Origin of the sequence: Streptomyces sp. NPDC050732 (assembly GCF_040654255.1) — a bacterium.
Classification (GTDB): domain Bacteria; phylum Actinomycetota; class Actinomycetes; order Streptomycetales; family Streptomycetaceae; genus Streptomyces.
This window is the reverse complement of the sequence record NZ_JBFAHP010000043.1, coordinates 53,641-77,401: the sequence shown is the minus strand read 5'-3', so window position 1 is coordinate 77,401 and position 23,761 is coordinate 53,641. Positions and strand designations below refer to the sequence as shown.

Below are 23,761 nucleotides of genomic sequence, written 5' to 3'. Positions count from 1 at the left end.
GTGGGGCGGGGCCGCGGGGGTATGTGCGTACTCGCTATCCCTGCGTCGCGCCTCAAGTCCAAAGGCGCCAGAGTGTGCTCGGTGCTCCGTTCGCACATACCCCCACGTCCCCTCCGGCGCGCTCGCGGCTGCGGGCCGGCGGGGGTAGTGCGCCTCGGTCCGCGGGTGTGGTGCGCCTCGGTCCGCGGGTGTGGCGGCCTCGGTCAGCGCAGCGTCGCGCCGCCGTCCACGTACAGCTCCTGGAGGGTGATGTGGCGGGCGCGGTCCGAGGCGAGGAAGACGACCGCGTCCGCGATGTCCTGGGGGGTGGCGATACGGCCGAGGGGGATGCCCGTGCGGTACGTCTCCAGGTTGCCGTCGAGGACGGCGGAGGGCGCCTCGGTGGAGGCGTCGGGCCAGAGGGCGCGCTGCATGGCGGTGTCCGTGGTGCCGGGGGCCACGACGTTGCAGCGGACGCCGCTGCGCGCGATCTCCAGGCCGAGGCACTTGGTGAACATCGCGGCGGCCGCTTTGGACGCGGCGTACGCGGCCATGCCGGTCCGGGGGATGCCGGCGGCGTTGGAGCCGACGGTGATGATGCTGCCGGAGCCGCGCGCCGTCATGTGGGAGGCGGCGGCGCGGGAGGTGTGGAAGACGCCCGTGGCGTTCACGGCGAACGTGTCGGCCCAGTCGGCGTCGGTGAGTTCGGTGGCGGGGCAGCTGCGCAGGATGCCCGCCACGTTCACGAGGACGTCCAGGCCGCCGCGGTCGCGGATGGTGTCGGCGATCACCGACGTCACCGCGGTGGCGTCGGTGACGTCCATGACGCGCGGCGTCATCGCCCCGCGCCACGCGGCGGCCAGTTCGTCGATGCCGTGCGCGTCGCGGTCGGTGGCGACGACGTGCGCGCCGCGGGCGGCGAGCGCGGTGGCCACGGCGGCGCCGATGCCCTGGCCCGCGCCGGTCACCAGAGCCGTGCGCCCGGCGAACTCGCCTTCGGCTTCCGGCTCTTTCCGTATGTGCTCAGGCATGCGTGAGCTACCTCCCCGAAGTTCAGTTAGGGAAGCCTAACCTAACTCACGCGAGGAAGGGATCTTGACGGGCCGGTGCCGTGTGCCGGTGCGTGTGTTACCTTGCAAGCAGTACGTGTGTACGCCCCCTCTTCGGGGCGCCCGTGCTGTCACCCCTTCTCCCGGTCCGCCGGGATCTGTCAGGCCGGCTTCCGGCCTTCAGCGCACTGCCCGCCTTGCGGCAGTTCTCTCTTCGCCCGCTGTGCGGGGGCGTGTCATCGCCGCCCCGCCGGGCCCCTCTCCCGCGTATGTCCACGAAGTTCGCGCACGTCCTTGAAAGGACACCCCCCTCATGACTGTTACTGCAACTGAAACCTCTACCCGTGCTCGGGTCGACTCAACTGACCATGGCTGTCGAGGAGTTCTCGATGTCCAGCGTGACGGGCGTGGCTTCCTGCGGGGTGTCGCCTGTCTGCCCGGGGAGGGTGATGTGCAGGTTCCCGCCGCCGTCATTCGTCAACTCGGTCTGCGTTCCGGTGACTTCGTCGAAGGCGTGTGCGGTCGGCCCGGTGTGCTCGCCGGGGCCGAGCTGGTCAACGGACGTGCCGTCGCCGAGCTGCGCGGCCGGCCGCGGTTCGGGGAGCTGACGCCGCTGCATCCTCGCGAACGGCTGCGGCTGGAGACCGAGGGCGGGCCGATTGCCGGGCGTCTCGTCGACCTCGTCGCGCCCGTCGGCAAGGGGCAGCGCGGCCTGATCGTCGCCCCGCCGAAGACCGGCAAGACCGTGCTGCTCCAGCAGATCGCCGCCGCGGTCGCCCAGAACCACCCCGAGTGCCATCTCATGGTCGTCCTCCTCGACGAGCGGCCCGAGGAGGTCACCGACATGCGGCGCTCGGTCCGCGGCGAGGTGCTTGCCTCGACCTTCGACCGGCCCGCCAAGGAGCACATCGCCCTCGCCGAACTCGCCGTCGAGCGCGCCAAGCGCATGGTCGAGGAGGGGCGTGACGTCGTCATGCTCTTCGACTCGCTGACGCGGCTGTGCCGGGCGTACAACAACGCGGCCACCGGCAGCGGCCGGACCCTCAGCGGCGGTGTCGACGCCGCCGCCGTGCAAGGGCCGAAGCGGCTCTTCGGGGCCGCGCGCCTCGCCGAGGAGGGCGGCTCCCTGACCATGCTCGCGACCGCGCTGGTGGAGACCGGATCGCGCGCCGACGACTACTACTTCGAAGAGCTGAAGGGCACCGGCAACATGGAGCTGCGGCTCGACCGCGGCATCGCCGACCAGCGCGTCTTCCCGGCCGTGGACGTCATCCCGTCCGGCACCCGGCGCGAGGAACTGCTCATGCCGGCCGAGGAGTTGAGCGCTGTGCGCGGCTTGCGGCGTGCTCTGCAGGGGAGGGACCAGTACAGCGTCCTCGAAGTGCTGCTCGACCGGGTCAAGAAGACTCCGAGCAACGCCGCGTTCCTGCGGCAGGTGCGGCAGACCGTGCCCGGGGCGTAGCCGTGACGCCGCTACGGACGCGTGACGCGCACCCGGTAGTCGCCGTCGTCGGTCACTCCCGCCACCGTGACCCGCACCCCCGTCTTTCGGTCCGTGAACGTCTCGCCGATGCCGTAGGTCGCGTCGGAGAGCTCCGCGTGGACGTTGGGGCGGCGGGTGCAGCCGCCGCTGTCGGGTGCGGCGTCGGAGACCGTGACCGGGCCGTGGCCGGTGTCGACCTCCGCGTCCACGCGGTAGACGAGGACGCCCGGCTTGCAGACCGCCTCGTCGTTGCCGCCGCGGGTGCGGGCCTCGACCGCGTACCCCGTCTTCTCGGTCAGCGGGGCGAAGGCCAGCTTCCTGCCGCCGGAGCGGGCCAGCGGCGACAGGACGTGCTCGGTCGTGCCGGAGCCCGCGGCGCAGCCGATCTGGTCGTCGTCGAGCCAGCCCAGCTTCCACTTGTGCCAGGCCAGCAGGTCGTTGTTGGCCCCCCAGTCCTCGCTCATGATGTCCCAGTGGCCGACCGCGCCGCCGCCGTCCTGCGTGTACAGGTCGGGCAGGCCGAAGACGTGGCCGTTCTCGTGCGGCAGGACGCGGTAGCCCGTCTCGTGGTAGCTGCCCGAGCCGTCGTCCTGGCGGCTGTAGACGAAGGACGCGTTGGAGACCGGGACGCCGTCCGCGACCGGCGCCTCGTGGTTGCCCGCGAAGGTCACCGACAGGACGGTGTCGAGGGCAGAGGGTCCCGCGTTCGGGGTGATCAGGATGTTCACGAGGTCGTACGTCCGGAAGTCCACGTCCGGGTCGGCGGCCGCCACGATGTCCTCGACGAGCCGCCGGTAGCCGGGGTCGAAGGGGGCGCCGCGCTCTATCCCGTACTCCTTGAATGTCTTCGGCATCCGCAGCCAGTCGGGTACGGGGGATTCCGGGCGGTAGTCGAGGCGCCCGTACGAACTGGTGCGGAACCACTGGGAGGTCTGCGGGAAGAACTCCGCGAGGCGGTCCATCGCACTGCCCTGACCCGGCGCGTCGGAGAAGTCGACCATGAGGTTCAGGGCGCGGACGGTGCCGGTGGAGCGCGAGTAGCCGGGCGGTGTGGGCACGCCCTCCGACATCTGCACGCCCAGCGTGCCGCTGATCATGCACGGGCCGAGAGCGGTGCTCCGGGAGAGGGACACCGGGCCCGCCGCGCTCGGCGCGTCCGCCATCAGGCGCCCGGTGCTCGCCGACGTGGTGACCGCGAGGGCCAGTGCGGCGACGGAGGCCAGGGCGACGCCGCGGCGGGCGGGGCGTATCCGGCGCCAGGTCGGCTGCTGCATGCGTGGGCCCTCCACTCCGCGGCAGCCGCCGGTCTGGCTGCACCCTGTCCGGTCAGCCTGTGTCGGGGGGTGCGCGGGCGCTCGTTGGGTGCGACCGATCGAGGGTTTCCCGGCGAAAGTGGTGTGACTCAGGTCACATGGTTTCCTGTGGCGGGGCGGAAATATCCGGGGACTCTCTCCCCGTTTAGACGTGTGTCCGCACGAACCGGGGACTTACTCCCCACATCGCGGGCCCCTGGGCCGGAAGCGGGCCCTGGATCAGCAGTCGAGCCGTGCGAAAACCAACCGAGGAGCAGCCGTGGACACCGCCACCGCCCCGCAGCGCCGAGTCACCCGCCCGCGGGCCGACGCCCTGCGCAACCGGGAGCGGATCGTCGCCGCCGCACGCGAGATGTTCGTGGAGTACGGATCGGACGTACCCCTCGACGAGGTCGCGCGCCGGGCCGGCGTCGGCAACGCCACGGTCTACCGCAACTTCGCCGACCGCGCCGAGCTGGTGCGCGAGGTCGTCCGCACGGTGACGGACCGCGTCGCGGACCTCGCCGAGCAGGGCATCGCCACGGCGGACGCCGACGAGGGCGCCGCCTTCGGGGCGCTGCGCACCTTCGTGCACGCCGCGGTCGACGAGCGCATCGGCGCCATGTGCCCGATGCTCGCGCCGGACTTCGACCCCTTCCACCCCGCTCTGCTCGACTCCCGCGAACGGCTGGAGCGGTCCATCGAAGGCCTCATGGAGCGGGCCCGCGCGGCGGGGCAGCTGCGCACCGACATCGCCGTCGGTGACCTGATGGTCGCCCTCTCCCAGCTCACCCGGCCGCTGCCCGGCACGGCCTGCGTGAGCATGGACAGCTTCATCCACCGTCATCTGCAGCTGTTCCTGGACGGCCTGATGACGCCCGCCCGGTCCGAGCTCCCGGGGGAGGCGGCGACCTTGCAGGACCTCCGTCGGAACTGACCTGCGTCGGGACTGACCTGCGTCGGAACTGACCTCCGCCGAACCCGCCCCGTTTTTGAATCCGTTTTTCTGTTTTCAGTTCACTCCGTACCGCTAGGTGGCTACCCCTATGTCCGAAACAGCTCTCAAGCCCGATTCAGGGCCAGACGCCAACCGCTGGAAGGCGCTCGTCTTCATCGCGCTCGCGCAGCTGATGGTCGTGCTCGACGCGACCATCGTGAACATCGCGCTGCCCTCCGCCCAGGAAGACCTCGGCATATCCGACGGCAACCGCCAGTGGGTCATCACGGCCTACGCGCTCGCCTTCGGCGGCCTGCTGCTCTTCGGCGGCCGCATCTCCGACCTGTGGGGCCGCAAGCGCACCTTCGTGACCGGCCTGATCGGCTTCGCCGCGGCCTCCGCGCTCGGCGGTGCCGCGACCGGCGAGGCCATGATGCTGGGCGCCCGCGCCCTCCAGGGTGTGTTCGGCGCGCTGCTCGCGCCCGCCGCCCTGTCGCTGCTCGCGGTGATGTTCACCGACGCCAAGGAGCGCGCCAAGGCCTTCGGCATCTACGGCGCGATCGCCGGTGGCGGCGGCGCCGTCGGCCTCATCCTCGGCGGCTTCCTCACCGAGTACCTGAACTGGCGCTGGACCTTCTTCGTCAACATCCCGTTCGCGGTGATCGCCGCACTCGGCGCGTACTTCGTCATCCGTGAGCCGGCCGGCGGCCGCAACCGCTCGCCGCTCGACATCCCCGGCGTGGTCCTCTCCACCCTGGGTCTGGTCGCGCTCGTCTACGGCTTCACGCGCGCCGAGTCGGACGGCTGGTCGGACTCCGTGACCATCGGCATGTTCGTGGCGTCGGTCGTGCTGCTCGCCGCGTTCGTCCTCACCGAGGGCAAGGTCAAGTCGCCGCTGCTCCCGCTGCGCGTCCTGACCGAGCGCAACCGCGGTGGCGTCTACCTCTCGCTCGGCCTCGCCGTCATCGCGATGTTCGGCCTGTTCCTGTTCCTCACGTACTACCTGCAGATCGTCGAGGGCTACTCGCCGGTCAAGACCGGCTTCGCCTTCCTGCCGATGATCGCGGGCATGATCGTTGGCTCCACGCAGATCGGCGCCCGTCTGATGACGCGCGTCCCGCCGCGGCTGCTGATGGGCCCGGGCTTCCTGCTCGCCGCCGTCGGCATGCTGCTCCTGACGCAGCTGGAGGTCGGCTCCTCGTACACCGGGCTGATCATGCCGGCGCAGCTGATGCTCGGCCTCGGCATGGGTACGGCGTTCATGCCCGCCATGTCGCTCGCCACGCACGGCGTCGAGGCCCGTGACGCCGGTGTCGCCTCCGCGATGGTCAACACCTCGCAGCAGGTCGGCGGCGCCATCGGCACGGCGCTCCTGAACACCATCGCCGCCTCCGCGACCTCCGCGTACCTCACGGACCACGCGGCCGGCGCCGCCAACCCGAAGCTCGTCCAGGCGCAGGCCATGGTCGAGGGCTACACCAGCGCCATCTGGTGGGCGGTCGGCATCCTGGCCGTCTCCGCGCTGATCGCGGCGACGTTCATCAACACCGGCCACCAGGGCGGCGCTTCGGCCTCGGGCGACTCGGTGGACGGTGCCGAGGACGAGGTGAAGATCCCGGTGATGGCCCACTGACCCGCTCAGTGAGCACCTAGCGGAGCCAGGGGAGGTCCGCACCGGCCTCCTTGGGCTGAAGTCCCTCGGCGACGATCGTCATGATCTCGCCGAGGGACTTCTGCTGTTCCGGGGTGAGCCGGTCGAAGAGGGCCTGGCGGACGGCGGTCACATGGCCGGGGGCGGTCCTGCGCAGCACCTCGAAGCCCTCGTCGGTGAGGATCGCCAGCTGCCCGCGCTTGTCGGAGGGGCAGTCCTCGCGCCGCACCCAGCCGCTCTTCTCCAGGCGGGCGATAGCGTGCGAGAGGCGGGACCGGGTGATCTTCATGGTCTTGGCCAGTTCGGTCATCCGCAGCCGCCGCCGGGGGGCGTCGGACAGCTGGACCAGGAGGCCGTAGTACATGTGCGGCATGCCCGCGTCGCGCTGGAGCTGACGGTCGAGGAAGTCGTCGAGAAGAGTGGTCGCCTGGAGATAGACCCGCCAGACGCGCTGCTCGTCGCCGTCCAGCCAGTGCGGCTCACCGGCCGGGGGAGGGGTCGCTGCCATATCCATGTACCCCACTGTACGAGGCCCTTCCTTGAAGTTTGAACAAACGGTGCGTACGGTGGGAGCGTAGAGCTTGAGCTTTCAAGTACTTTCGGAATCCCTCCCACCGTTCCGCCCGCCCGGAGGTGCGCGATGACCCGCATGCCCGCCCTGTACCTCAGCCATGGCGCCCCGCCGCTCGCCGACGACCCCGTCTGGCCCGGCGAGCTGGCCGCCTGGTCCGCGGAGCTGCCGCGCCCCACGGCGATCCTGATGGTCTCCGCCCACTGGGAGGAGGCGCCACTGGCCCTGTCCGCCACCGAGACCCTGCCCCTCGTGTACGACTTCTGGGGCTTCCCCGAGCACTACTACCAGGTGACGTACGCCGCGCCGGGCGCCCCCGGACTCGCCGCCTCCGTACGCAAGTTGCTGCACGCCCCCGGCACGCCCGTGCAGGACGTGCCGGACCGCGGGCTCGACCACGGCGCGTACGTCCCGCTCGTGGAGATGTACCCGGACGCCGACATCCCCGTGCTCCAGATCTCCCTGCCGACCCTCGACCCGCGCCGCCTCATGGACATCGGCCGCAAGCTGGCGCCGCTGCGCGACGAGGGCGTGCTGATCGTCGGCAGCGGCTTCTTCACGCACAATCTGGCCGCGCTGCGGCACGGCGGCGTGCCCGGCTGGTCGGCCGAGTTCGACGCCTGGGGGTACGAGGCGCTGGAGGCGGGCGACGTGGACGCGCTGCTCGACTTCGGTCACAAGTCCCCGGCCGGGCAGCTCGCCCACCCGCGCACCGAGCACTTCGCACCGCTCTTCGTCACACTCGGCGCGGCCGAAGCGGCGGGCGACCTCGACGGACAGCGCAGTGTGATCGACGGGTTCTGGATGGGCTTGGCGAAGAGGTCGGTGCAGTTCGGGTGACGACGCGCCCGCAGGCGAGAAACACGCCCCCTACGCCAGCGGCACGCTGAGCTCCACGGCCCGCAGGGCCGCCGCCAAGGCCTGCTCGTCACCGACGTCCAGCGCCGTGTCCGTCAACTTGATCACGTGCTCGTCGCCGTGCGCGAGGGCCCGCTCGAAGACCTCCTCGGCGGTGAACGTGCCCGGCGGGACGTACGCCACGGGCTCGTCCGGCGCGTACATGGCGGTGATCGCCGCCGACGCCGTCCACGCGGCGTGCAGGCTCGGCACCCACAGGGCGCGGGGGAGCGCGGGCAGGGCACGCAGCACGGCGTTGGGCGCGGTCGCCGCGTGCACCAGCATCGTCTCGTCGCCGTGGCCGTGGGTGGCGTACCGGTGGGTGGCCGCCCGCACCAGCTCCGTCAGCCGGCGCCTGGCCTCCTCCGGGTCGTCCACCGAGGCCGCCCACACCGGCAGCCCCTCGACCCGGCCGAGCCGAGCAGGGAAGCCCCCGTCGGCCCGGTTCGCGAGGGGCGGCACCGCGTCGAGCGCCCCGGCGGCGCTGTCGGCGCCCGGCAGTGCGGCGACACCGGTGACCGGGTGGTGGCGGGCGGCCCAGTAGCCGAGGCCGTGCGCGAGCTCGGCGAGACGGGGTGCGGTCACGCCGTCCGCCCGCCCGCTCCCCGCCTCCGCGCCGCTCGCCTCCAACGTGCGCACGGCGTGGCCCACCCGGATCACCGGGTGTGCCGCACCGCCGTACAGACCGGGCAGCAGCCGCGGCCACCACTCGGCGAGCACGTCGCGCCAGGTCCTGGCCTCGATCTCCCGGCCGAAGTACGCGATCCAGTCGGCGGCGCGGCGCGGGTCACCCAGGGCGGCGCGCCAGTTCGCGTCGGTGACCCGTTCGAACGGGGCGGGAAACTCCTCCAGCTTGGGGGCGTAAAGATCCAGCCACCGGTGAACGGCCCGGGACTGCCCGTGCGCGGCGAGCGCCTCGACGGCCATCGGGGCGTGGTTGGTGAGCCGTCCGAGACGCTCGGGACCGGTGGCGTGCAACCGCTGCAGGGCTTCGTCGAGGATTCCTGTGGTGTCGGCCGTGGTGTCATCCATGGGGTGGGACGGTAGGCCGCCGACCTGCCGGTGCGTAACGGGCTCGGGGTCTAGGTCCTTGGGCCCAGGGGCAGCTCGTACCAGGCGACGTCCCAGTACCGCCCGAACTTCCTGCCCACTTCCTCGTACGTCCCCACGTGCCGGAACCCGAAGCGTTCGTGCAGGCGCACCGAGGCCTCGTTCGGCTGGGCGATCCCGGCGTAGGCCCGGTGCACGTCCTCGCCCTCCAGGGCCTCCAGAAGCGCCTTGTAGAGGAGTGTGCCGATGCCGCGGCCCGCGGTGCCCGGTGCGCAGTACACGCTGACTTCCACGGAAGTGGAGTAAGCGGGCTTCGAGCGGAAAGGACTACTGGTCACGTATCCGAGCACTCGACCGGAATCGCGCTCCTGGGCAACCAAGAGGCGGTGCGGGCCGTCTTCAGGGTGGGAGAGCAGCCAAGGGCGGCGCTCTTCCGGCAGGAAGGCGACGGTGTCGAAGGTGACGGCCGTCTCACGCACGTAGTGGTTGTAGAGGTCCGTCAGGGCTTCGAGATCAGCCTCCACGGCGGGCCTCACCTGGACTTCTGTACGTTCCGTCGGCATCCGGCCTCCCTCCGTGGCGCGACAGGGTACTGCACCGTCAGGAAAAAAGATGCGCGGCTTGGGAATTCTGTCCGGATTCCAGTCGTTGTTTCCATCGGATGCAGGGCACCCGAGGGTGTGCCATCCACCACAGAGGCCCCAGAAAGGGCCGACCAGGACCACCATCGCAAGGGAGCACGCATGGCAACCCGTGCCGTCGCCCGTCGCAAGTCCGCCGCCTCCGGTGGGACCGACGCGGCACGCAGTGTTCGCGCCGTAGGCGGGGAGATCGCCGACCGCGACCTGGTCGGCATGTACCTCGACGAGATCGCGCGTACGCCGCTGCTCGACGCCGCCAAGGAAGTGGAGCTCTCCCAGGTCATCGAGGCGGGGGTGTATGCCCAGAAGATCCTGGACGGCGAGGTCGAGGACAGCAAGGTCACCGCGGACCGCGAGGAGCTCGAAGCCCTCGTGGCCGACGGCGAGCGCGCCAAGGACGTCTTCATCCGATCGAACCTCCGCCTGGTCGTCGCGGTCGCCCGCCGCTATCCGCGCAGCGGCCTCCCCCTCCTCGACCTGATCCAGGAGGGGAACGCGGGCCTGGTGCGCGCCGTCGAGAAGTTCGACTACGCCAAGGGATTCAAGTTCTCCACGTACGCCACGTGGTGGATCCGCCAGGCCATCACCCGCTCGATAGCCGACCAGTCCCGCACCATCCGCCTCCCCGTCCACCTGGTGGAGGAGCTGGGCCGGATCCGCCGCGTCCAGCGCGAGTTCAACCGTGAGAACGGCCGGGATCCCGAGCCCGCGGAGATCGCCGCGGAGCTCTCCTCGACGCCCGAGCGCGTCATCGACGTCCTGGACTGGGCACGCGACCCCGTCTCGCTGAACATGGGCGTGGACGACGAGGGCGACACCCAGTTCGGCGACCTCCTGGAGGACACCTCGGCGGTCTCGCCCGAGCAGTCCGTCCTCTCGCTGCTCCGCAGTGAGGAGCTCGACGACCTGATCGGCCGCCTCGACCAGCGCACGGCCTCCATCATCAAGATGCGGTACGGCATAGACGACGGCCGCGAGCGCACGCTCACGGAGGTCGGCAAGGAGCACGGTCTGACCCGTGAGCGGATCCGCCAGATCGAGAAGCACGCGCTGCTTGAGCTGAAGAAGCTGGCGCGGGACACGGGGTTCGACGCGGTGGCCTAGGCGGCCGGCCTCAGGCGGGTGCCTTATTCCGGGAGCGAGCGGGTCAGGCGGTCGTTCATGGCTCTGATGCAGTCCACCAGCTCGCCGGGGCCGTGGACCGTGAAGTCGCAGTCCAGGAGCGCCAGGCGGACCGCCAGCCACTCGACGGAGTCCGAGGCTCCGCAGCGCAGGCGGCAGGTGCGGTCGTCCACGGGCTCCACCGGCCCCAGGTGCGCGGGCAGCCGCGCGGTGACGGACTCCGCGGGCGCGCCGAACGTCACATCCACGTCGTACGTCCGGCGCCCGCGCCACATCGACTGGCGGATGTATTCCGCGGCGTCCCCCTTCGGCAGCTCCCGCGGCACGAAGCGCGCACCCGTCGCGAACGGGTCGGCCACCCGGTCCACCCGGAAGGTCCGCCAGTCCTCGCGGTCGATGTCGTACGCCACGAGGTACCAGCGCCGCCCCGTCGACACCAGGCGGTACGGCTCGGTGAGCCGGCGCGACTCCGTACCGTCGCCCGCCCGGTAGGCGAACCGCAGACGCTCGTGGCCGGCCGCCGCCGACGCCATCACCGTCAGCGTCTCCGGCGCGATACTCGCCCCGTCCCCGCTGGTCAGCGCCGTCGTCGCGGTCTGCAGCGCGGAGACGCGGTGGCGCAGGCGCCCCGGCAGCACCTGCTCCAGCTTGGCGAGCGCCCGCACCGACGCCTCCTCGATGCCCTCCACCGCGTGCCCCGCCCCGGCCCGCAGGCCGACCGCGATGGCCACCGCCTCCTCGTCGTCCAGGACAAGCGGCGGCATGGCCTTGCCCGCGACGAGCCGGTAGCCCCCGGCCGCACCCTGGCTGGCCCGCACCGGATAGCCGAGGTCCCGCAGCCGGTCGATGTCCCGCCGCACCGTCCGTCTGCTGACCCCGAGCCGCTCGGACAGCTCGGCGCCGGGCCACTCGCGGGGCGTCTGGAGGAGGGAGAGGAGCTGGAAGAGACGCGCCGGGGTGTCGGCACCGGCCGTCGTACCGTCCGTTGCCATGGTCATGCCGCCACCTGCTTGGTGCCGTGCGTGGTCGTGGTCATGCCGTACAGCATGCCGAATAATTAGGTCACGTCCTGGCCTATATGGGTTCTAGCCTTGCGGCATGACTTCACCCAGCACCACTTCCGCCCCCGGAACTCCGGCGGCCGCCGGTGACCGTCGGCGTTGGTTCGCCCTGGCCATCGTGATGACCGCCGCGTTCATGGACCTCGTCGACGTCACGATCGTCAACATCGCCATCCCGGCCATCCAGCGGGACGAGGGCGCCACGTACAGCCAGATCCAGTGGATCACCGCGGGCTACGCCCTCGCGTTCGCCGCCGGGCTCATCACCGGCGGCCGGCTCGGCGACATCCACGGCCGCAAGCGGCTCTTCCTGATAGGAATCACCGGCTTCACCGTCGCCTCCGCGCTCTGCGGCTTCGCGGTGAACCCGGAGATGCTGGTCGCGTCACGCATCCTCCAGGGCGGCATGGCCGCGCTGATGGTGCCGCAGGTGCTGTCGATCGTGCACGCCACCTTCCCGGCCCACGAGCGCGGCAAGGTCTTCGGCCTCTTCGGCATGATCGTCGGCCTCGGCGCGGTCTCCGGGCCGCTGCTCGGCGCGCTGCTCACCGAGTGGAACATCCTCGGCCTCGAATGGCGCCCGATCTTCCTCATCAACCTGCCGGTCGGCATCGTGGCGCTCGTCCTCGGACGGAAGTTCATCACCGAGTCGAAGGCGCCGCGCGCCCTCAAGCTGGACCTCGTCGGCGTCGTCCTGGTCACCGTCGGCCTGCTGATGCTGCTCTACCCGCTCACCCGCGGGCGCGAGCTGGGCTGGCCGGTGTGGGGCCACGTCATGATGGCGGGCTCCCTCGTCGTCTTCGGCGCCCTCGTCGCGTACGAGAAGAGGAAGGCCGCGAAGGACGGTTCGCCGCTCGTCGAGCTGTCGCTGTTCAAGGTGAAGAGCTTCGCCGCGGGTATCGCGGTGCAGACCGTCTTCGGCGTCACGATGGGCATCTTCTTCCTGGTCTGGACGCTCTACATGCAGGTCGGCCTCGGCTGGACCGCGCTGCGCGCCGGACTGACCGGGGTGCCGTTCTCGATCGCCGTCTCGGTGGCGGCCGGCATCTCCGTGCAGAAGCTCGTGCCCCGCTTCGGCCGCAAGGTGCTGCAGGCCGGCGCGCTCGCGATGGCGGCGGGCGTGCTCATCTACATCTGGGAGGCCGGGCGGTACGGCGCGGACATCGCGCCCTGGCAGATGGCGCTCCCGCTGGTCGTGATGGGCATCGGCATGGGCCTGATCGTGGCCCCGCTGACGGACGCGGTCCTCTCGGAGGTCCCGCGGGAGCACGCGGGTTCGGCCTCCGGCCTCATCAACACCGTGCAGCAGATGGGCACCGCGCTCGGCCTCGGCCTGGTCTCGGTCGTCTTCTTCGGGGTGATCGACGAGCGGGTCCCGAGGGAGCGGATCCCCGCGGAGTTCGCGGACGGTTTCCAGAACGCGCTGTGGTGGGTGACGGGCGTGCTCGCCGTCATCTTCCTGGTGATGTTCGCCCTGCCGGCGAAGCCGAAGCAGCATGTCGAGGGCGGCGGGGACGAGGGCGCGGCGACCGCGGACGCTCCGGCGAAGGAACCGGCGCTGACGTAGTGGTGGATGGTCGTCACGGTTTCCCCGCGCCGGATGGCTTCAGGGGCGCGGGGCCGTGACATGTGCGGCTCCGCCGCGTGGGCGCGACCAGCCACGACGCACCCGCAGCCGCCCAACCGCCCACCCAGCGGAGCGCTAGAGCTCCGCCTGGGTGGCCGCCTCGTCCAAGGACTCCAGTACGGCCTTGGGGCTGCCGCCTTTGGCGACCGCCTCGCCGATACGGCGGCGCACCGCGCTCCGGACCTCCGGCCACGAGCCGAGGTTCGTCGGCTGGAACTGCGCCTGCGGCATCTGGTCGATGAAGTCCCAGAGCGGCCGGTGCTTCGGGTCCTTGCGCAGGGCGTCCGACGCGGAGCTCGTCACCGGCAGGGCGGACTGGCTTCCGCCGTACGCCAACGCGGACTTCCGGCCGTACAGATAGCTGAGGAACGTGCCGCACTGCTCGCGCCGCCCGTTCTGCTTGAACGCCATCAGCCAGTCGTTGAGCCCCACGGGCGGTGCCACGCCGCCGAGCTTCTTCGGGAACGGGGCATGCGCGTAAGGGAACTTGGCCTGGTCCGCCGCGCCCATCAGGACCGGATGGGCGATCATCATGCCGATCTTGCCGCGCAGGAACTGGGCGTACGCCTCCGTCCTCGTCAGCGACCTGGGGTCGGCGCCCGCCAGGCCGCGCACCACGAGGTTGTCGCGCAGCCAGGTGAGGGTGTCGATGTTGCTCGGGGTGGCGAAGTCGTAGCCGGTGAGACCGGCGTAACCGCCACCGTCCGCGAGGAGCCAGGCCAGCGCCTCGTCCTCGGCGGCCTCGGGACCGAGCTGCAGCCCGTACGGGGTGGGTACGCCGATCGCCTTCAACGCCTCGGCCGCCTCCCGCAGTTCGGCCCAGGAGCGGGGGGCCTTGACGCGGGCCTGCCTGAAGAGGGCCTTGTTGTAGAAGAGGCGCGGGGTGCTGGCCAGGAAGGGCAGGCCGTACTGGACGCGGTCGACCATGCCCGCCTCCGCGTAGGAGCGGATGAAGTCGCCCTCGGTACGGACGTCGAAGAGGTCGTCGGCGCCGTACAGCTTGCCGTCCTCGGCGTAGGGCGCGAAGAAGTTGGACTGCGCGATGTCGGGGGCGTCCCCGTCCTTCACCCGCCGGGCCAGGGTCTGGTCGAGCTTGGTGAACGGGACGCGTTCGAGGTGGACCTCGATGTCCGGGTGGGCCTTCTTGAAGGCGCCGATGAGGCCGCCCCACTGGTCGCCGATCGAGGAGCCCACGCTCTTGTCGTAGCTGGCCACGAGGATCTTGAGCGGGGAATCGGTCTCGGCGGAACAGGCGGTCAGGCCGAGGGTGCCCAGGGCGGTGGCGCCGAGCGCGGTGGTGCCGAGCGTGGTGGTGCCGGTGAGGCCGGCTGTGTGGAGAAGGAACTTCCGACGACGCACCGCTCTGTTCGCCACCTTTTGCCTTTGCGGTTCTACGGGGGCCTGTCGGCCGGTTCCGTAGCTTTCGTGGTGGCAGATTCTGCCATAGGGGCAGTTCGTGACTCCGGTTGCCCTGGGTGGGGTCAGCGAGGGCTGGCATAACCTGCCTGTCATGCACAGTGGTTCGCAGCCGTCTCAGCCGTCGGAGCCGTCTCAGCCGTCGCTGACGGAGCGTCGTAAGACCGAGACCCGCCTCGACATCGCCCGCACCGCGGCGGCGCTCTTCGTCGCGGACGGGCTGCGCGCCACCCGCGCCGAGGACATCGCCCGGGCGGCGGGCGTCGCGCCGCGCACCTTCTACCGCTACTTCGCGACCAAGGAGGAGTCGGTCGCGCCGCTCTTCACGGCGGGGGCGCAGCAGTGGGCGGAGGCGGTGCGCCGGGCGCCGGCGGAGCTGTCCGTGCCGGACGCGCTGCGGTACGCGGTCACGGACGCGCTCGGCGCGGGTGGCACCGGCGCGGTGGAGTCCCTGGACTGGGTGCGCGCGCTGCTGCGCATGTCGGCGGAGAGCCCGGCGCTGCGCTCGGTGTGGGCGGACGCGTGCCATGCGTCGGAGCAGACGCTGTTGGCGGTGCTGGGGGAGCGCGCCGGCGGCCCGGCAGGACCGGATCTGGATCTGCGCCTCGCGGCGGCCGTCGCGAGTGCGGCGGTGCGGGTGGCCGTCGAGGCCTGGGCCGCGGGCGACGCGTCGGCGGACGCCTCCGACGGACCGGCGGCGCTCGCGGCGCGTTGCCTCGCGGCGCTGGACGCCTTTCCCTGGCCGTAGGGCCCGAGCCGGCTGTCGGCCGGTCCCCGTCATGACGTAGCGGGAGCTCCGCCCGTTTGTGTCCGAGTCGCGCCCGAACCTGTTTACTTTCCGGAAACCTGGCCGTACTCTGCGAGTGAAACCACAAGCTCGGACATTCGGCGGAGGCATACGGACATGTACGCACCGGAGCGGCAGCAGGAGATCCTGCGGCTCGCGCGGGACGGCGGGCGGGTCGACGTACTGTCGCTGGCCGAGGAGTTCCAGGTCACCGCCGAGACCATCCGGCGCGACCTGAAGGCGCTCGACCGGGCAGGACTCGTCCGCCGCGTGCACGGTGGCGCCATCCCCGCCGGCCGGCTCGACTTCGAGCCGGACCTCGCCGAGCGCGAGGGCACCGCCGCCGACGAGAAGGACCGCATCGCCCGGGCCGCCCTCGCCGAGCTGCCCGCCGAGGGCAGCGTCATCCTCGACGCGGGGTCGACCGTCGCGCGGCTCGCGGCGTCGCTCCCGCTGGAGTCGACGCTCACCGTCGTCACACACAGCCTGCCGACGGCCGCCCGCCTCGCCGACCACCCCGGCATCCAGCTCCACCTCATCGGCGGCCGGGTCCGGCAGCGTACGCGCGCGGCGGTCGACGCGTGGGCCCTGCGGGCGTACGGCGAGATCCGCGCCGACGTCGTCTTCCTCGCCGCCAACGGATTCTCCGCGGAGAGCGGCCTCACCACCCCCGACCTCGCCGAGGCCGCCGTGAAGCGGGCGGCCGTCGCCGCGGCACGCCGCGTCGTGCTGCTCGCCGACTCGGCCAAGCACGGCCAGGAGCACTTCGCCCGCTTCGGCGACCTCGCCGACGTGGACGTGCTGATCACCGATGCCGGTCTTGCCGATGACGACGCGGCCGCCATCGAGCGCGGCGGCACCGAAGTAGTACGCGCATGAGCACGGAAGCAGCCGGTACGCGCATGAGCACGGAAGCAGCCGGCACGCGCACGAGCACGGAAGCAGTCGGTACGCGCATGATCCTCACCGTCACCCCCAACCCGTCCCTCGACCGCACCTACGAGGTGCCGGCCCTCGACCGGGGCGAGGTCGTCCGCGCCACCGGCGAGCGCATGGACCCGGGCGGCAAGGGCGTCAACGTCTCGCGGGCCGTCGCGGCGGCGGGCGTGCGGACGGTCGCCGTGCTGCCGCTCGGCGGAGCGCCCGGCGCACTCGTCGCCCAGCTCCTCCGCGAGCAGGGGATCGAGGCGGCCCCGGTGCCGGTGACCGGGCAGACGCGTTCCAACATCGCGGTGGCGGAGCCGGACGGCACCCTCACGAAGATCAACGCGCCGGGCCCCGAACTGTCGGTTGCTGAGCGCGAGTTGCTGCTCGCCACCATCGGCGAGCGGTCGGCCGGCGCCGACTGGATCGCCTGCTGCGGCAGCCTGCCGCGTGGCCTGGAGCCTTCCTGGTACGCGGAGTTGGTGGCCCGCGCGCACACGGCGGGCGCCCGCATCGCCCTGGACACCTCGGGCCCCGCACTGCTCGCCGCGCTCGCCGAGCGCCCCGACATCGTCAAGCCCAACGTCGAGGAGCTCGCCGAGGCCGTGGCCCGCCCCCTGACGACGGTCGGCGACGCGGTCAAGGCGGCGGAGGAGCTGCGGGGGGCGGGCGCCCGCGCCGTCCTGGCCAGCCTCGGCGCCGACGGCCAGCTCCTGGTCGACGCGACAGGCACGTACTTCGCGAGCGCCCCCGTCGACGCCGTGCGCAGCAACGTCGGCGCCGGCGACTCCTCCCTCGCCGGCTTCCTGATCGCCGGCGGCGCCGGGCCCCGCGCGCTCGCCTCCGCCGTGGCGCACGGCGCGGCCGCGGTCCAGCTGCCGGGCAGCGCGATGCCGACCCCCTCGGACCTGGTCCCGGACGCGGTCACCGTGACGGCCGAGCCCCCCTTGACCCGCCCCCTGACACAACCCGCCCCATGACCCCCCACGCCGCCCCCTTCCCCGCCCCCAACCCCACTCGTGGCCCCCCCCAATAGCCACCCCCGCCCCCTCAACGGCCCACGTCCCCTCAGCGGCCCCCGCCCCCTCGCCCACCCCCGTCCCCTCAGCGGCCCCCGCCCCACACCTGCCGCCGCCTCCCTGGTCGTCCCCATGACCACAGGCGCCCCCAACTCCCCGGCAGCCCCGTCCCCCTCAGGCGAGGCCCGCCGCATGCCCCTCCCGGTCGCGGGCCTTCCCCAGCCCGCCGCCACACCTGTAGCCCCCGTCCCCACAGCTGCCCCCGTCCCCGTCCCCCCAGCACCCCCCGCCCACCGAGCGACACGGGCGGTCCGGGCGATACGCGTGCGAAGGAGCCCGCGATGCATCAGATGATCACCGCGGACCTGGTCGACCTCGAACTCGACCTGTCCGCCGAAACCAAGGAAGCCGCGGCCCGCTCCCTCGCCGAACGCATGGTGGCTCTCGGGCGGGTGACCGACCTCGACGGGTTCCTGGCCGACGTCGCGGCCCGTGAGGCGCAGATGCCGACCGGCCTGGACGGCGGCATCGGCATCCCGCACTGCCGCAGCGAGCACGTCACCGAGCCGACCCTCGCCTTCGGCCGCTCGGCACGCGGCATCGACTTCGGCGCGCCGGACGGCCCCGCCGACCTGATCTTCCTGATCGCGGCCCCGGCGGGCGCGGACGACGCCCACCTGACGATCCTGTCGTCCCTGGCGCGTCAGCTGATGGACGCGGAGTTCACGACCGCGCTGCGATCGGCGGGGTCAGCCACGGAGGCGGCGGCCCTGATCAGCGGCGACAAACCCGAAACCGCTCCCGCCACGCCCGAGACTCCCACCACGCCCAAGACTCCCGCCGCGCCCGAGGACCCTGCCGCGCCCGAGGCTCCCACCCCCGACCCCAGCTCCACCACCGACCCCAGCCCCACCCCCGACAACCCCAACCCCAACCCCACCCCCAAGCACCCCTTCCGCATTGTCGCCGTCACCTCCTGTCCCACAGGTATCGCCCACACGTACATGGCCGCGGAGTCCCTCGAAAACGCGGCCCGCGGCGCGGGCGTGGAGATCGTCGTCGAGACGCAGGGGTCGGCCGGCTTCACCCGTCTCGACCCCGCGGTCATCGCCGCCGCGGACGGCGTCGTCTTCGCGCACGACGTCCCCGTACGGGACAAGGACCGCTTCGCCGGAAAGCCGACCGTCGACGTGGGGGTGAAGGCCGGCATCAACCGGCCCGCCGAACTCATCGCGGAGGTACGGGAGAAGGCCGCACGCGGCGAGACGTCCGCCCCCGCCACCGGGACCGCCCCCGTCGACAGCGCGGGCGACAGCGGCGACGGCTATGCCACCAAGCTCCGCAAGTGGCTGATGTCCGGCGTCAGTTACATGGTTCCCTTCGTCGCCGCGGGCGGCCTCCTGATCGCGCTCGGCTTCGCCATCGGCGGCTGGAAGATCGACAAGGCGCCGTCCGTCGCCGAGCACTTCGTCTGGACGGACCACACGAGCTGGGCCGCGCTGCTCTTCCAGATCGGCGGCCTCGCCTTCGCCTTCCTGGTCCCGGTCCTCGCGGGCTACATCGCGTACGGAATGGCCGACCGGCCGGGCCTGGTCCCCGGCTTCGTCGGCGGTTCGGTCGCCGTCACCATCAACGCCGGTTTCCTCGGCGGGCTCGCCGCCGGCCTGATCGCGGGCGCCGTCGTCATGGGCATCCAGCGGGTGCGGATCCCGGCCGTGCTGCGCGGCATCATGCCGGTCGTGGTGATCCCGCTGATCTCCTCGGCGGTGGTCGGCTTCCTGATGTTCCTCGTCGTCGGCAAGCCCATCGCCTCGCTGCAGAGCGCGTTGACCGACTGGCTGGAGGGCCTCTCCGGAGCCAACGCGGTCATCCTCGGCGTCATCCTCGGCCTGATGATGTGCTTCGACCTCGGCGGCCCGCTGAACAAGGTGGCCTACGCCTTCGCGGTCGGCGGTCTCGCCCACCCGACCGACGGGAGCCTCAAGGTCATGGCCGCGGTGATGGCGGCCGGCATGGTCCCGCCGCTCGCCATGGCGCTCGCCACGACGGTCCGGGGGCGGCTCTTCACCAAGACGGAGCGGGAGAACGGCAAGGCGGCCTGGTTCCTCGGCGCCTCCTTCATCACGGAGGGCGCGATTCCGTTCGCTGCGGCCGACCCGTTGCGCGTCATCCCCGCGTCCATGGCGGGCGGCGCCGTCACCGGAGCCCTGTCGATGGCCTTCGGCTGCACTCTGCGCGCGCCGCACGGCGGTGTGTTCGTGGTGCCGCTGATCGGCAGCCCCCTGCTCTACCTGGTGGCGATCGCCGCCGGTGTCTGCGTCTCGACGGTCGTGGTCGTGCTGCTCAAGGGGGCCAGGAAGACGACGCCCGGCGAGACGCCGATGACGGAGGAGAAGGCGGGAGCGGGTGTGGCCGACGTCAAGGAGTCCCCGGCGGCGGTCTGAACCGGAGTGTGCGACTTGCGTCACTTCGGGACCTAAGTCCCATTACCCCCTGTCGAAAGCCCCGGGCCCTGTTGTCTACTGGGCCGCATGCTCCAGGATGTCTCGATCGTTCAGCAGATAGGCGTGGCCGTGCTCGCCGTGGCGACCGTCGTCTGGGCCGTCGGCCTGGTGCGGATGATGCGCAAGGGCCGCTTCGACGTGGAGGCACCGCACCGCGGTCCTTCGCTCCGCGCGCTGCCGGCCCAGCAGGGCCCGCCGCGCGCGGAGACCGTGGAGCTCACGCCGGACGAGCGGGACGCCTTCGCCGGCCTCGTACGGCAGTTCGGCGACGGACGCTCCTGAAGCCCCCCAAAGCCGCGCTCCTGAAGCCTCCCAAAGCCGCGCTCTAGAAGGCCCCCAGGCTCCAACGCTCCAGGCCCTAGGGGGCCGGGCTGTTCCGGCTCCGTGCCGCCCAGTCGCGGGCCCTGCGCTCCATCGCGGCGCGGGCCGCCTCCTCGCTGTCGTACACCTCGCACATGTGCCGGCCGTCGGGCGTGAGCGTGTGCTCGACCTCCCACAGGCTGATCTCGCCGCCGTCGAAGAGCAGGAACGCGTGCTCGTAGAGCGAGAAGCTCGTGCGGATCTCACCGGTCAGGCAGGGGCGGCCGAAGGCCTGGGTGATCTGGTGCGCGAACGCCGCGCGCAGCAGCCGCGCGACGCTCTCGTCGGGCCGGTCGCCGTCCGGGTTCTCCGCGCGGCGCAGGAGCCGGCGCGCGTGGTCCGCGGAGTCGTCCGGGACGTACGCGTGCCGGGGCTCGCAGTCGGCCGGGAACTGGAGCGCGACGGGCCGGCCGCACGCCGGCGGGTCGGGCGGCAGCGGCAGCCGTGAGGTGGCGACGCCCGCCTCCTCCTCGTCGGCGTAGACCTCGTGGGTCGGGGCGCTGCCCGGCGCGGTGTTGTGGACGAGCTCCCAGAGGGTCAGCACGGAGGCGTCGGCGAGCAGCCACGTATGTCTGTACGTCTCGCGGTGCAGCCCCGAACTGTGGTGCGCGGAGTGCAGGGAGCTGTCGTGGGCGAGGGCGGAGCCCAGGCGGGCCAGGACCTCGTCCGGCAGGTCGAAGGAGTTCAGGGTACGGCCGAGGAGTCGCGCGAGGTGCTCCTCCGGAGAGTGTGGCTCGGGCGACTCGGGTGGCTCGTACGCAGTGTCGTACGGAACGCTCAAGGCTTGCTCCCGGCGTTGCTACATGTCACCTGGTGAGTGCATACCGTAGCCCCTGGGTCCGACATCATGCCCGGGAACGGGAAAACGCGCGAGCAAGATGCCCGGGACCAGGAAAACGGGCGGGCCGCCCGGGAAGTTCCCGCGCGGCCCGCCCAGTTGATGGTGCTGGATGGTGCTATGGGTGCGTCAGCTCGCGCTGCCGGCCGTCCACTCGCTCCAGGACATGTTCCAGCCGTTCAGGCCGTTGTCCGGGGCGATCGTCTTGTCGGGGGAGCCCGTGACCGACACGACGTCGCCGATCAGGGAGTTGTTGTAGAACCAGGCGCCCATGGTGTTCGGGTCGCCCGCGCCGCGCGCGTCCTGGAGGCCGACGCAGCCGTGGCTGGTGTTGGCGCTGCCGAAGATGGACGGCGAGCCCCAGTAGTTGCCGTGGATGAAGGTGCCCGACGTGGACAGCCGCATGGCGTGCGGCACGTCCTTGATGTCGTACTCCCCGCCGAAGCCGACCGTGTCGCCGTTCATCCGGGTCTGGGTGAACTTTTCGGAGATCACCATCTTGCCGTTGTACGTCGGGTTCGACGGGCTGCCCGCGGAGATCGGGATGGTCTTGATGACCTTGCCGTCCCGCTCGACCGTCATCTTCTTGGCCTTGACGTCGACGGTGGAGACCTGCGCGCGGCCGACGGTGAAGGTGACCGTCTTGTGCTGCACGCCGGTGATGCCGTTCCCGCCCTTCACGCCGTCCAGGTTGATCTTCATGGTGACCTTGGAGCCGGCCTTCCAGTACTCCTGGGGCCGGAAGTCCAGGCGCTGGTTGCCGAACCAGTGGCCGACGACCTTCTGGCCGCTGCTCGACGTCACCGTGATGTTGGACTGGACGTCCTTCTTCTCCGTGATCGGCTTGTCGAAGTTGAAGGAGACCGGCATGCCGACGCCGACCGTGGTGCCGCCGTCGGGCGTGTAGCTGCCGATGAAGCTGTTGGCCGTGGAGACGGTGGTGAACGTCGCGTTCTCCGTCGCCGCGTTGCCCTTGGGGTCCTTGGCGTTGGCGGTCACCTTGTACTTCGTGCCGCGCTCCAGCTGCCCCTTGGGCTTCCAGGTGGTGCCGTCGCCCGAGATGGTGCCCTCGACCGCGGCGCCGGACGTCACCGACGTCATCTTCACGCTCGTCAGCTTGCCGCCCTTGACCTTGACGCCGGTGGCGTTGATCGAGGCGTCGGTGGCGCCGTCCTTCGAGGAGATGGTGATGTCCGCACCCTTGGCGGCGGAGGCGCCGCCCTTCTTGTCGTCCTTGGCGTCGGCGTCGCCGCCGCAGGCCGTCAGGGTCAGCGCGCCCACAGCGGCGAGCGCGGTGGCGGCCAGCAGGGCACGGCGCCGGGGGTTGACTATGACCGACCTTGTCACGGGCTGCTCCAAGTACGTGTTCTGATCCAGTTCGGTGTTCTGTTCCAGTACGGGTTAAGAGCGTTCCTGTGCGCGGATAGGTTCCCCCCGGGCGGTGTGAGAGTGAGCACACTCGGTGACCCCAACAGGCGGTTCTATGGGGCTATTTGGGAGTCTTTGGACTAGTTCCCCGAGGGTTCGTAGACGTCGAGGTACGCGGGGAAGGTGCCGCCCGGCGTCTTTACGGAACGGGCCGTGAGCATCGCCCGTGTGATCGACGCGGTCACCATGTCCGCGCCCGCGGCGAGGATTTCGTTGAGGGCGAGCGGCTTCTCGGCGGCCAGGGCGCGTTCCCCGGTGGCGAGGGCGAAGACCGTGTCACCGTCGTTGAGGAGATGGACGGGCCGCACCGCGCGCGCCATTCCGTCGTGCGAGGTGCCGGCCAGCTTCTGCGCCTGTGCCTTGGTGAGTTCGGCGTCGGTGGCGACCACGGCGAGCGTGGTGTTCAGCGGCGGCGGCCCGTTCTCCGCGGCGGCCTCGGCGAGACGTCGCAGCGCCTCCTCGTGCACCTCGGGCGCGGGGTAACGCACTGGCCGCCCCTCGAAGTACCGCCCGTACAGCACCCCCGTCCCCGGATCGACCCCCGACCCCGCGGCGTTCGCCACGACCAGCGCGGCGACCGTGATCCCCGAGTCGAGGCGGACGCTCGCGCTGCCGACACCGCCCTTGAAACTCCCGACCACCGCGCCGGTGCCCGCCCCCACGTTCCCCTCCACGACCGGGGTGAACGGCTCGGTGCGCGCGGCGTCCTCGACGGCGGCCCGGCCGGTCGCCGCGTCCGGGCGGGCCTTGAAGTCGCCGCCCCGGCCCAGGTCGAAGACGCAGGCGGCCGGTACGACGGGGACGACGTGGGCGGGATCCGGGCCCACCCGCACGCCCCGGCCCCGCTCCTCAAGCCACGCCACCACCCCGGACGCGGAGTCCAGGCCGTACGCGCTGCCGCCGGTGAGGACGACGGCCTCGACGCGCTGCACCACATTGCGCGGATCGAGAGCGTCCGTCTCCCGGGTGCCGGGCCCGCCACCGCGCACGTCCACGGCGGCGACCGCCCCGCCCTCGGGAGCGAGGACCACGGTGGTGCCGGTCAGCCACCCGTCGCCCACCCGCGTGGCATGGCCGACGCGGAGCCCCGCGACATCGGTCAGGGAGTCAGTAGTCATGCCCCGA

General features: G+C 71.6%; 21 protein-coding genes. 11 read left to right on the top strand and 10 right to left on the bottom strand.

Annotation, left to right across the window (positions count from 1 at the left end; genetic code table 11):
* Positions 1–203: 203 nt before the first annotated feature.
* Positions 204–1,010 (bottom strand): 2,3-dihydro-2,3-dihydroxybenzoate dehydrogenase, encoded by an 807-nt coding sequence (locus AB0H82_RS31430; protein WP_362998750.1) that lies wholly within the window; start codon positions 1,008–1,010, stop codon positions 204–206.
* Positions 1,011–1,341: 331 nt separating this feature from the next.
* Here AB0H82_RS31430 and rho point away from each other — a divergent pair, with 331 nt between their 5' ends.
* Complete coding sequence (rho, locus tag AB0H82_RS31425; protein ID WP_362998748.1) at positions 1,342–2,490, top strand: transcription termination factor Rho; 1,149 nt, start codon at positions 1,342–1,344, stop codon at positions 2,488–2,490.
* A gap of 11 nt (positions 2,491–2,501) precedes the next feature.
* On the opposite strand, the gene AB0H82_RS31420 is transcribed toward rho, so the two are convergent.
* On the bottom strand, positions 2,502–3,785 hold the full coding sequence (locus AB0H82_RS31420) for a M6 family metalloprotease domain-containing protein (protein WP_362998746.1): 1,284 nt from the start codon (positions 3,783–3,785) through the stop codon (positions 2,502–2,504).
* Between the two features lie 298 nt (positions 3,786–4,083).
* Here AB0H82_RS31420 and AB0H82_RS31415 point away from each other — a divergent pair, with 298 nt between their 5' ends.
* Positions 4,084–4,740: a TetR/AcrR family transcriptional regulator gene (locus AB0H82_RS31415; RefSeq protein WP_362998744.1), complete on the top strand. Its 657-nt coding sequence runs from the start codon at positions 4,084–4,086 to the stop codon at positions 4,738–4,740.
* Between the two features lie 109 nt (positions 4,741–4,849).
* Entirely contained in the window at positions 4,850–6,373 is a 1,524-nt protein-coding gene (locus AB0H82_RS31410; RefSeq protein ID WP_362998742.1) for an MFS transporter, read from the top strand.
* Positions 6,374–6,389: 16 nt separating this feature from the next.
* On the opposite strand, the gene AB0H82_RS31405 is transcribed toward AB0H82_RS31410, so the two are convergent.
* Positions 6,390–6,905 carry a MarR family transcriptional regulator gene (locus AB0H82_RS31405; RefSeq protein ID WP_362998740.1) on the bottom strand — a complete coding sequence of 172 codons (516 nt, stop codon included), beginning with the start codon at positions 6,903–6,905 and terminating at the stop codon, positions 6,390–6,392.
* Between the two features lie 126 nt (positions 6,906–7,031).
* On the opposite strand from AB0H82_RS31405, the gene AB0H82_RS31400 reads away from it, so the two are divergent.
* Positions 7,032–7,802, top strand: a complete 771-nt coding sequence (locus AB0H82_RS31400) for a class III extradiol ring-cleavage dioxygenase (RefSeq protein ID WP_362998738.1) — start codon at positions 7,032–7,034, stop codon at positions 7,800–7,802.
* A gap of 30 nt (positions 7,803–7,832) precedes the next feature.
* Here AB0H82_RS31400 and AB0H82_RS31395 read toward each other — a convergent pair whose 3' ends face one another.
* Together AB0H82_RS31395 and AB0H82_RS31390 are read right to left on the bottom strand one after the other, a co-directional pair.
* Entirely contained in the window at positions 7,833–8,891 is a 1,059-nt protein-coding gene (locus AB0H82_RS31395) for a questin oxidase family protein (RefSeq protein ID WP_362998736.1), read from the bottom strand.
* Between the two features lie 50 nt (positions 8,892–8,941).
* Positions 8,942–9,472, bottom strand: a complete 531-nt coding sequence (locus tag AB0H82_RS31390; protein WP_362998734.1) for an N-acetyltransferase family protein — start codon at positions 9,470–9,472, stop codon at positions 8,942–8,944.
* Between the two features lie 180 nt (positions 9,473–9,652).
* Between AB0H82_RS31390 and AB0H82_RS31385 the strand changes: the two genes are divergently transcribed.
* Positions 9,653–10,654: a sigma-70 family RNA polymerase sigma factor gene (locus AB0H82_RS31385; protein ID WP_362998732.1), complete on the top strand. Its 1,002-nt coding sequence runs from the start codon at positions 9,653–9,655 to the stop codon at positions 10,652–10,654.
* Between the two features lie 23 nt (positions 10,655–10,677).
* Here the strand turns inward: AB0H82_RS31385 and AB0H82_RS31380 are convergent, their stop codons facing one another.
* On the bottom strand, positions 10,678–11,664 hold the full coding sequence (locus AB0H82_RS31380; RefSeq protein WP_362998766.1) for a YafY family protein: 987 nt from the start codon (positions 11,662–11,664) through the stop codon (positions 10,678–10,680).
* 106 nt (positions 11,665–11,770) lie between these two features.
* Here AB0H82_RS31380 and AB0H82_RS31375 point away from each other — a divergent pair, with 106 nt between their 5' ends.
* Positions 11,771–13,300, top strand: a complete 1,530-nt coding sequence (locus AB0H82_RS31375) for an MFS transporter (RefSeq protein ID WP_362998730.1) — start codon at positions 11,771–11,773, stop codon at positions 13,298–13,300.
* A gap of 135 nt (positions 13,301–13,435) precedes the next feature.
* Here AB0H82_RS31375 and AB0H82_RS31370 read toward each other — a convergent pair whose 3' ends face one another.
* The gene (locus AB0H82_RS31370) at positions 13,436–14,719 is read right to left on the bottom strand and encodes an extracellular solute-binding protein (protein WP_362998728.1); all 1,284 of its coding nucleotides are present in this window, start codon (positions 14,717–14,719) and stop codon (positions 13,436–13,438) included.
* 151 nt (positions 14,720–14,870) lie between these two features.
* Between AB0H82_RS31370 and AB0H82_RS31365 the strand changes: the two genes are divergently transcribed.
* From AB0H82_RS31365 to AB0H82_RS31345, 5 genes are all read left to right on the top strand, one after another.
* Positions 14,871–15,524, top strand: coding sequence for a TetR family transcriptional regulator (locus AB0H82_RS31365; protein ID WP_362998726.1), 654 nt, complete (start codon positions 14,871–14,873; stop codon positions 15,522–15,524).
* 156 nt (positions 15,525–15,680) lie between these two features.
* Complete coding sequence (locus AB0H82_RS31360; RefSeq protein ID WP_362998724.1) at positions 15,681–16,442, top strand: DeoR/GlpR family DNA-binding transcription regulator; 762 nt, start codon at positions 15,681–15,683, stop codon at positions 16,440–16,442.
* Between the two features lie 77 nt (positions 16,443–16,519).
* The gene (gene pfkB, locus AB0H82_RS31355) at positions 16,520–17,467 is read left to right on the top strand and encodes a 1-phosphofructokinase (RefSeq protein WP_362998764.1); all 948 of its coding nucleotides are present in this window, start codon (positions 16,520–16,522) and stop codon (positions 17,465–17,467) included.
* Between the two features lie 380 nt (positions 17,468–17,847).
* Entirely contained in the window at positions 17,848–19,950 is a 2,103-nt protein-coding gene (locus AB0H82_RS31350) for a fructose-specific PTS transporter subunit EIIC (RefSeq protein WP_362998722.1), read from the top strand.
* A gap of 87 nt (positions 19,951–20,037) precedes the next feature.
* Positions 20,038–20,292: a hypothetical protein gene (locus AB0H82_RS31345; RefSeq protein ID WP_362998720.1), complete on the top strand. Its 255-nt coding sequence runs from the start codon at positions 20,038–20,040 to the stop codon at positions 20,290–20,292.
* A 76-nt stretch (positions 20,293–20,368) separates the two neighbouring features.
* Here AB0H82_RS31345 and AB0H82_RS31340 read toward each other — a convergent pair whose 3' ends face one another.
* The 3 genes from AB0H82_RS31340 to AB0H82_RS31330 all read right to left on the bottom strand — a co-directional run bounded on the left by AB0H82_RS31340 (position 20,369) and on the right by AB0H82_RS31330 (position 23,754).
* The gene (locus AB0H82_RS31340; RefSeq protein WP_362998718.1) at positions 20,369–21,151 is read right to left on the bottom strand and encodes a DUF6227 family protein; all 783 of its coding nucleotides are present in this window, start codon (positions 21,149–21,151) and stop codon (positions 20,369–20,371) included.
* Positions 21,152–21,337: 186 nt separating this feature from the next.
* Positions 21,338–22,555 (bottom strand): Ig-like domain-containing protein, encoded by a 1,218-nt coding sequence (locus AB0H82_RS31335; RefSeq protein WP_362998716.1) that lies wholly within the window; start codon positions 22,553–22,555, stop codon positions 21,338–21,340.
* A gap of 161 nt (positions 22,556–22,716) precedes the next feature.
* A complete protein-coding gene (locus tag AB0H82_RS31330) occupies positions 22,717–23,754 on the bottom strand; it encodes a P1 family peptidase (RefSeq protein ID WP_362998714.1) in 1,038 nt (345 codons plus the stop codon).
* Between the last annotated feature and the right edge of the window lie 7 nt (positions 23,755–23,761).

What these genes read in the sequence shown, in the direction of transcription:
- AB0H82_RS31430 (WP_362998750.1), bottom strand. Translation starts at nt 1,010, where the DNA reads ATGCCTGAGCACATACGGAAAGAGCCGGAAGCCGAAGGCGAGTTCGCC.
- rho (WP_362998748.1), top strand. Translation starts at nt 1,342, where the DNA reads ATGACTGTTACTGCAACTGAAACCTCTACCCGTGCTCGGGTCGACTCA.
- AB0H82_RS31420 (WP_362998746.1), bottom strand. Translation starts at nt 3,785, where the DNA reads ATGCAGCAGCCGACCTGGCGCCGGATACGCCCCGCCCGCCGCGGCGTC.
- AB0H82_RS31410 (WP_362998742.1), top strand. Translation starts at nt 4,850, where the DNA reads ATGTCCGAAACAGCTCTCAAGCCCGATTCAGGGCCAGACGCCAACCGC.
- AB0H82_RS31405 (WP_362998740.1), bottom strand. Translation starts at nt 6,905, where the DNA reads ATGGATATGGCAGCGACCCCTCCCCCGGCCGGTGAGCCGCACTGGCTG.
- AB0H82_RS31400 (WP_362998738.1), top strand. Translation starts at nt 7,032, where the DNA reads ATGACCCGCATGCCCGCCCTGTACCTCAGCCATGGCGCCCCGCCGCTC.
- AB0H82_RS31395 (WP_362998736.1), bottom strand. Translation starts at nt 8,891, where the DNA reads ATGGATGACACCACGGCCGACACCACAGGAATCCTCGACGAAGCCCTG.
- AB0H82_RS31390 (WP_362998734.1), bottom strand. Translation starts at nt 9,472, where the DNA reads ATGCCGACGGAACGTACAGAAGTCCAGGTGAGGCCCGCCGTGGAGGCT.
- AB0H82_RS31385 (WP_362998732.1), top strand. Translation starts at nt 9,653, where the DNA reads ATGGCAACCCGTGCCGTCGCCCGTCGCAAGTCCGCCGCCTCCGGTGGG.
- AB0H82_RS31380 (WP_362998766.1), bottom strand. Translation starts at nt 11,664, where the DNA reads ATGGCAACGGACGGTACGACGGCCGGTGCCGACACCCCGGCGCGTCTC.
- AB0H82_RS31375 (WP_362998730.1), top strand. Translation starts at nt 11,771, where the DNA reads ATGACTTCACCCAGCACCACTTCCGCCCCCGGAACTCCGGCGGCCGCC.
- AB0H82_RS31365 (WP_362998726.1), top strand. Translation starts at nt 14,871, where the DNA reads ATGCACAGTGGTTCGCAGCCGTCTCAGCCGTCGGAGCCGTCTCAGCCG.
- AB0H82_RS31360 (WP_362998724.1), top strand. Translation starts at nt 15,681, where the DNA reads ATGTACGCACCGGAGCGGCAGCAGGAGATCCTGCGGCTCGCGCGGGAC.
- pfkB (WP_362998764.1), top strand. Translation starts at nt 16,520, where the DNA reads ATGATCCTCACCGTCACCCCCAACCCGTCCCTCGACCGCACCTACGAG.
- AB0H82_RS31350 (WP_362998722.1), top strand. Translation starts at nt 17,848, where the DNA reads ATGCATCAGATGATCACCGCGGACCTGGTCGACCTCGAACTCGACCTG.
- AB0H82_RS31345 (WP_362998720.1), top strand. Translation starts at nt 20,038, where the DNA reads ATGCTCCAGGATGTCTCGATCGTTCAGCAGATAGGCGTGGCCGTGCTC.
- AB0H82_RS31330 (WP_362998714.1), bottom strand. Translation starts at nt 23,754, where the DNA reads ATGACTACTGACTCCCTGACCGATGTCGCGGGGCTCCGCGTCGGCCAT.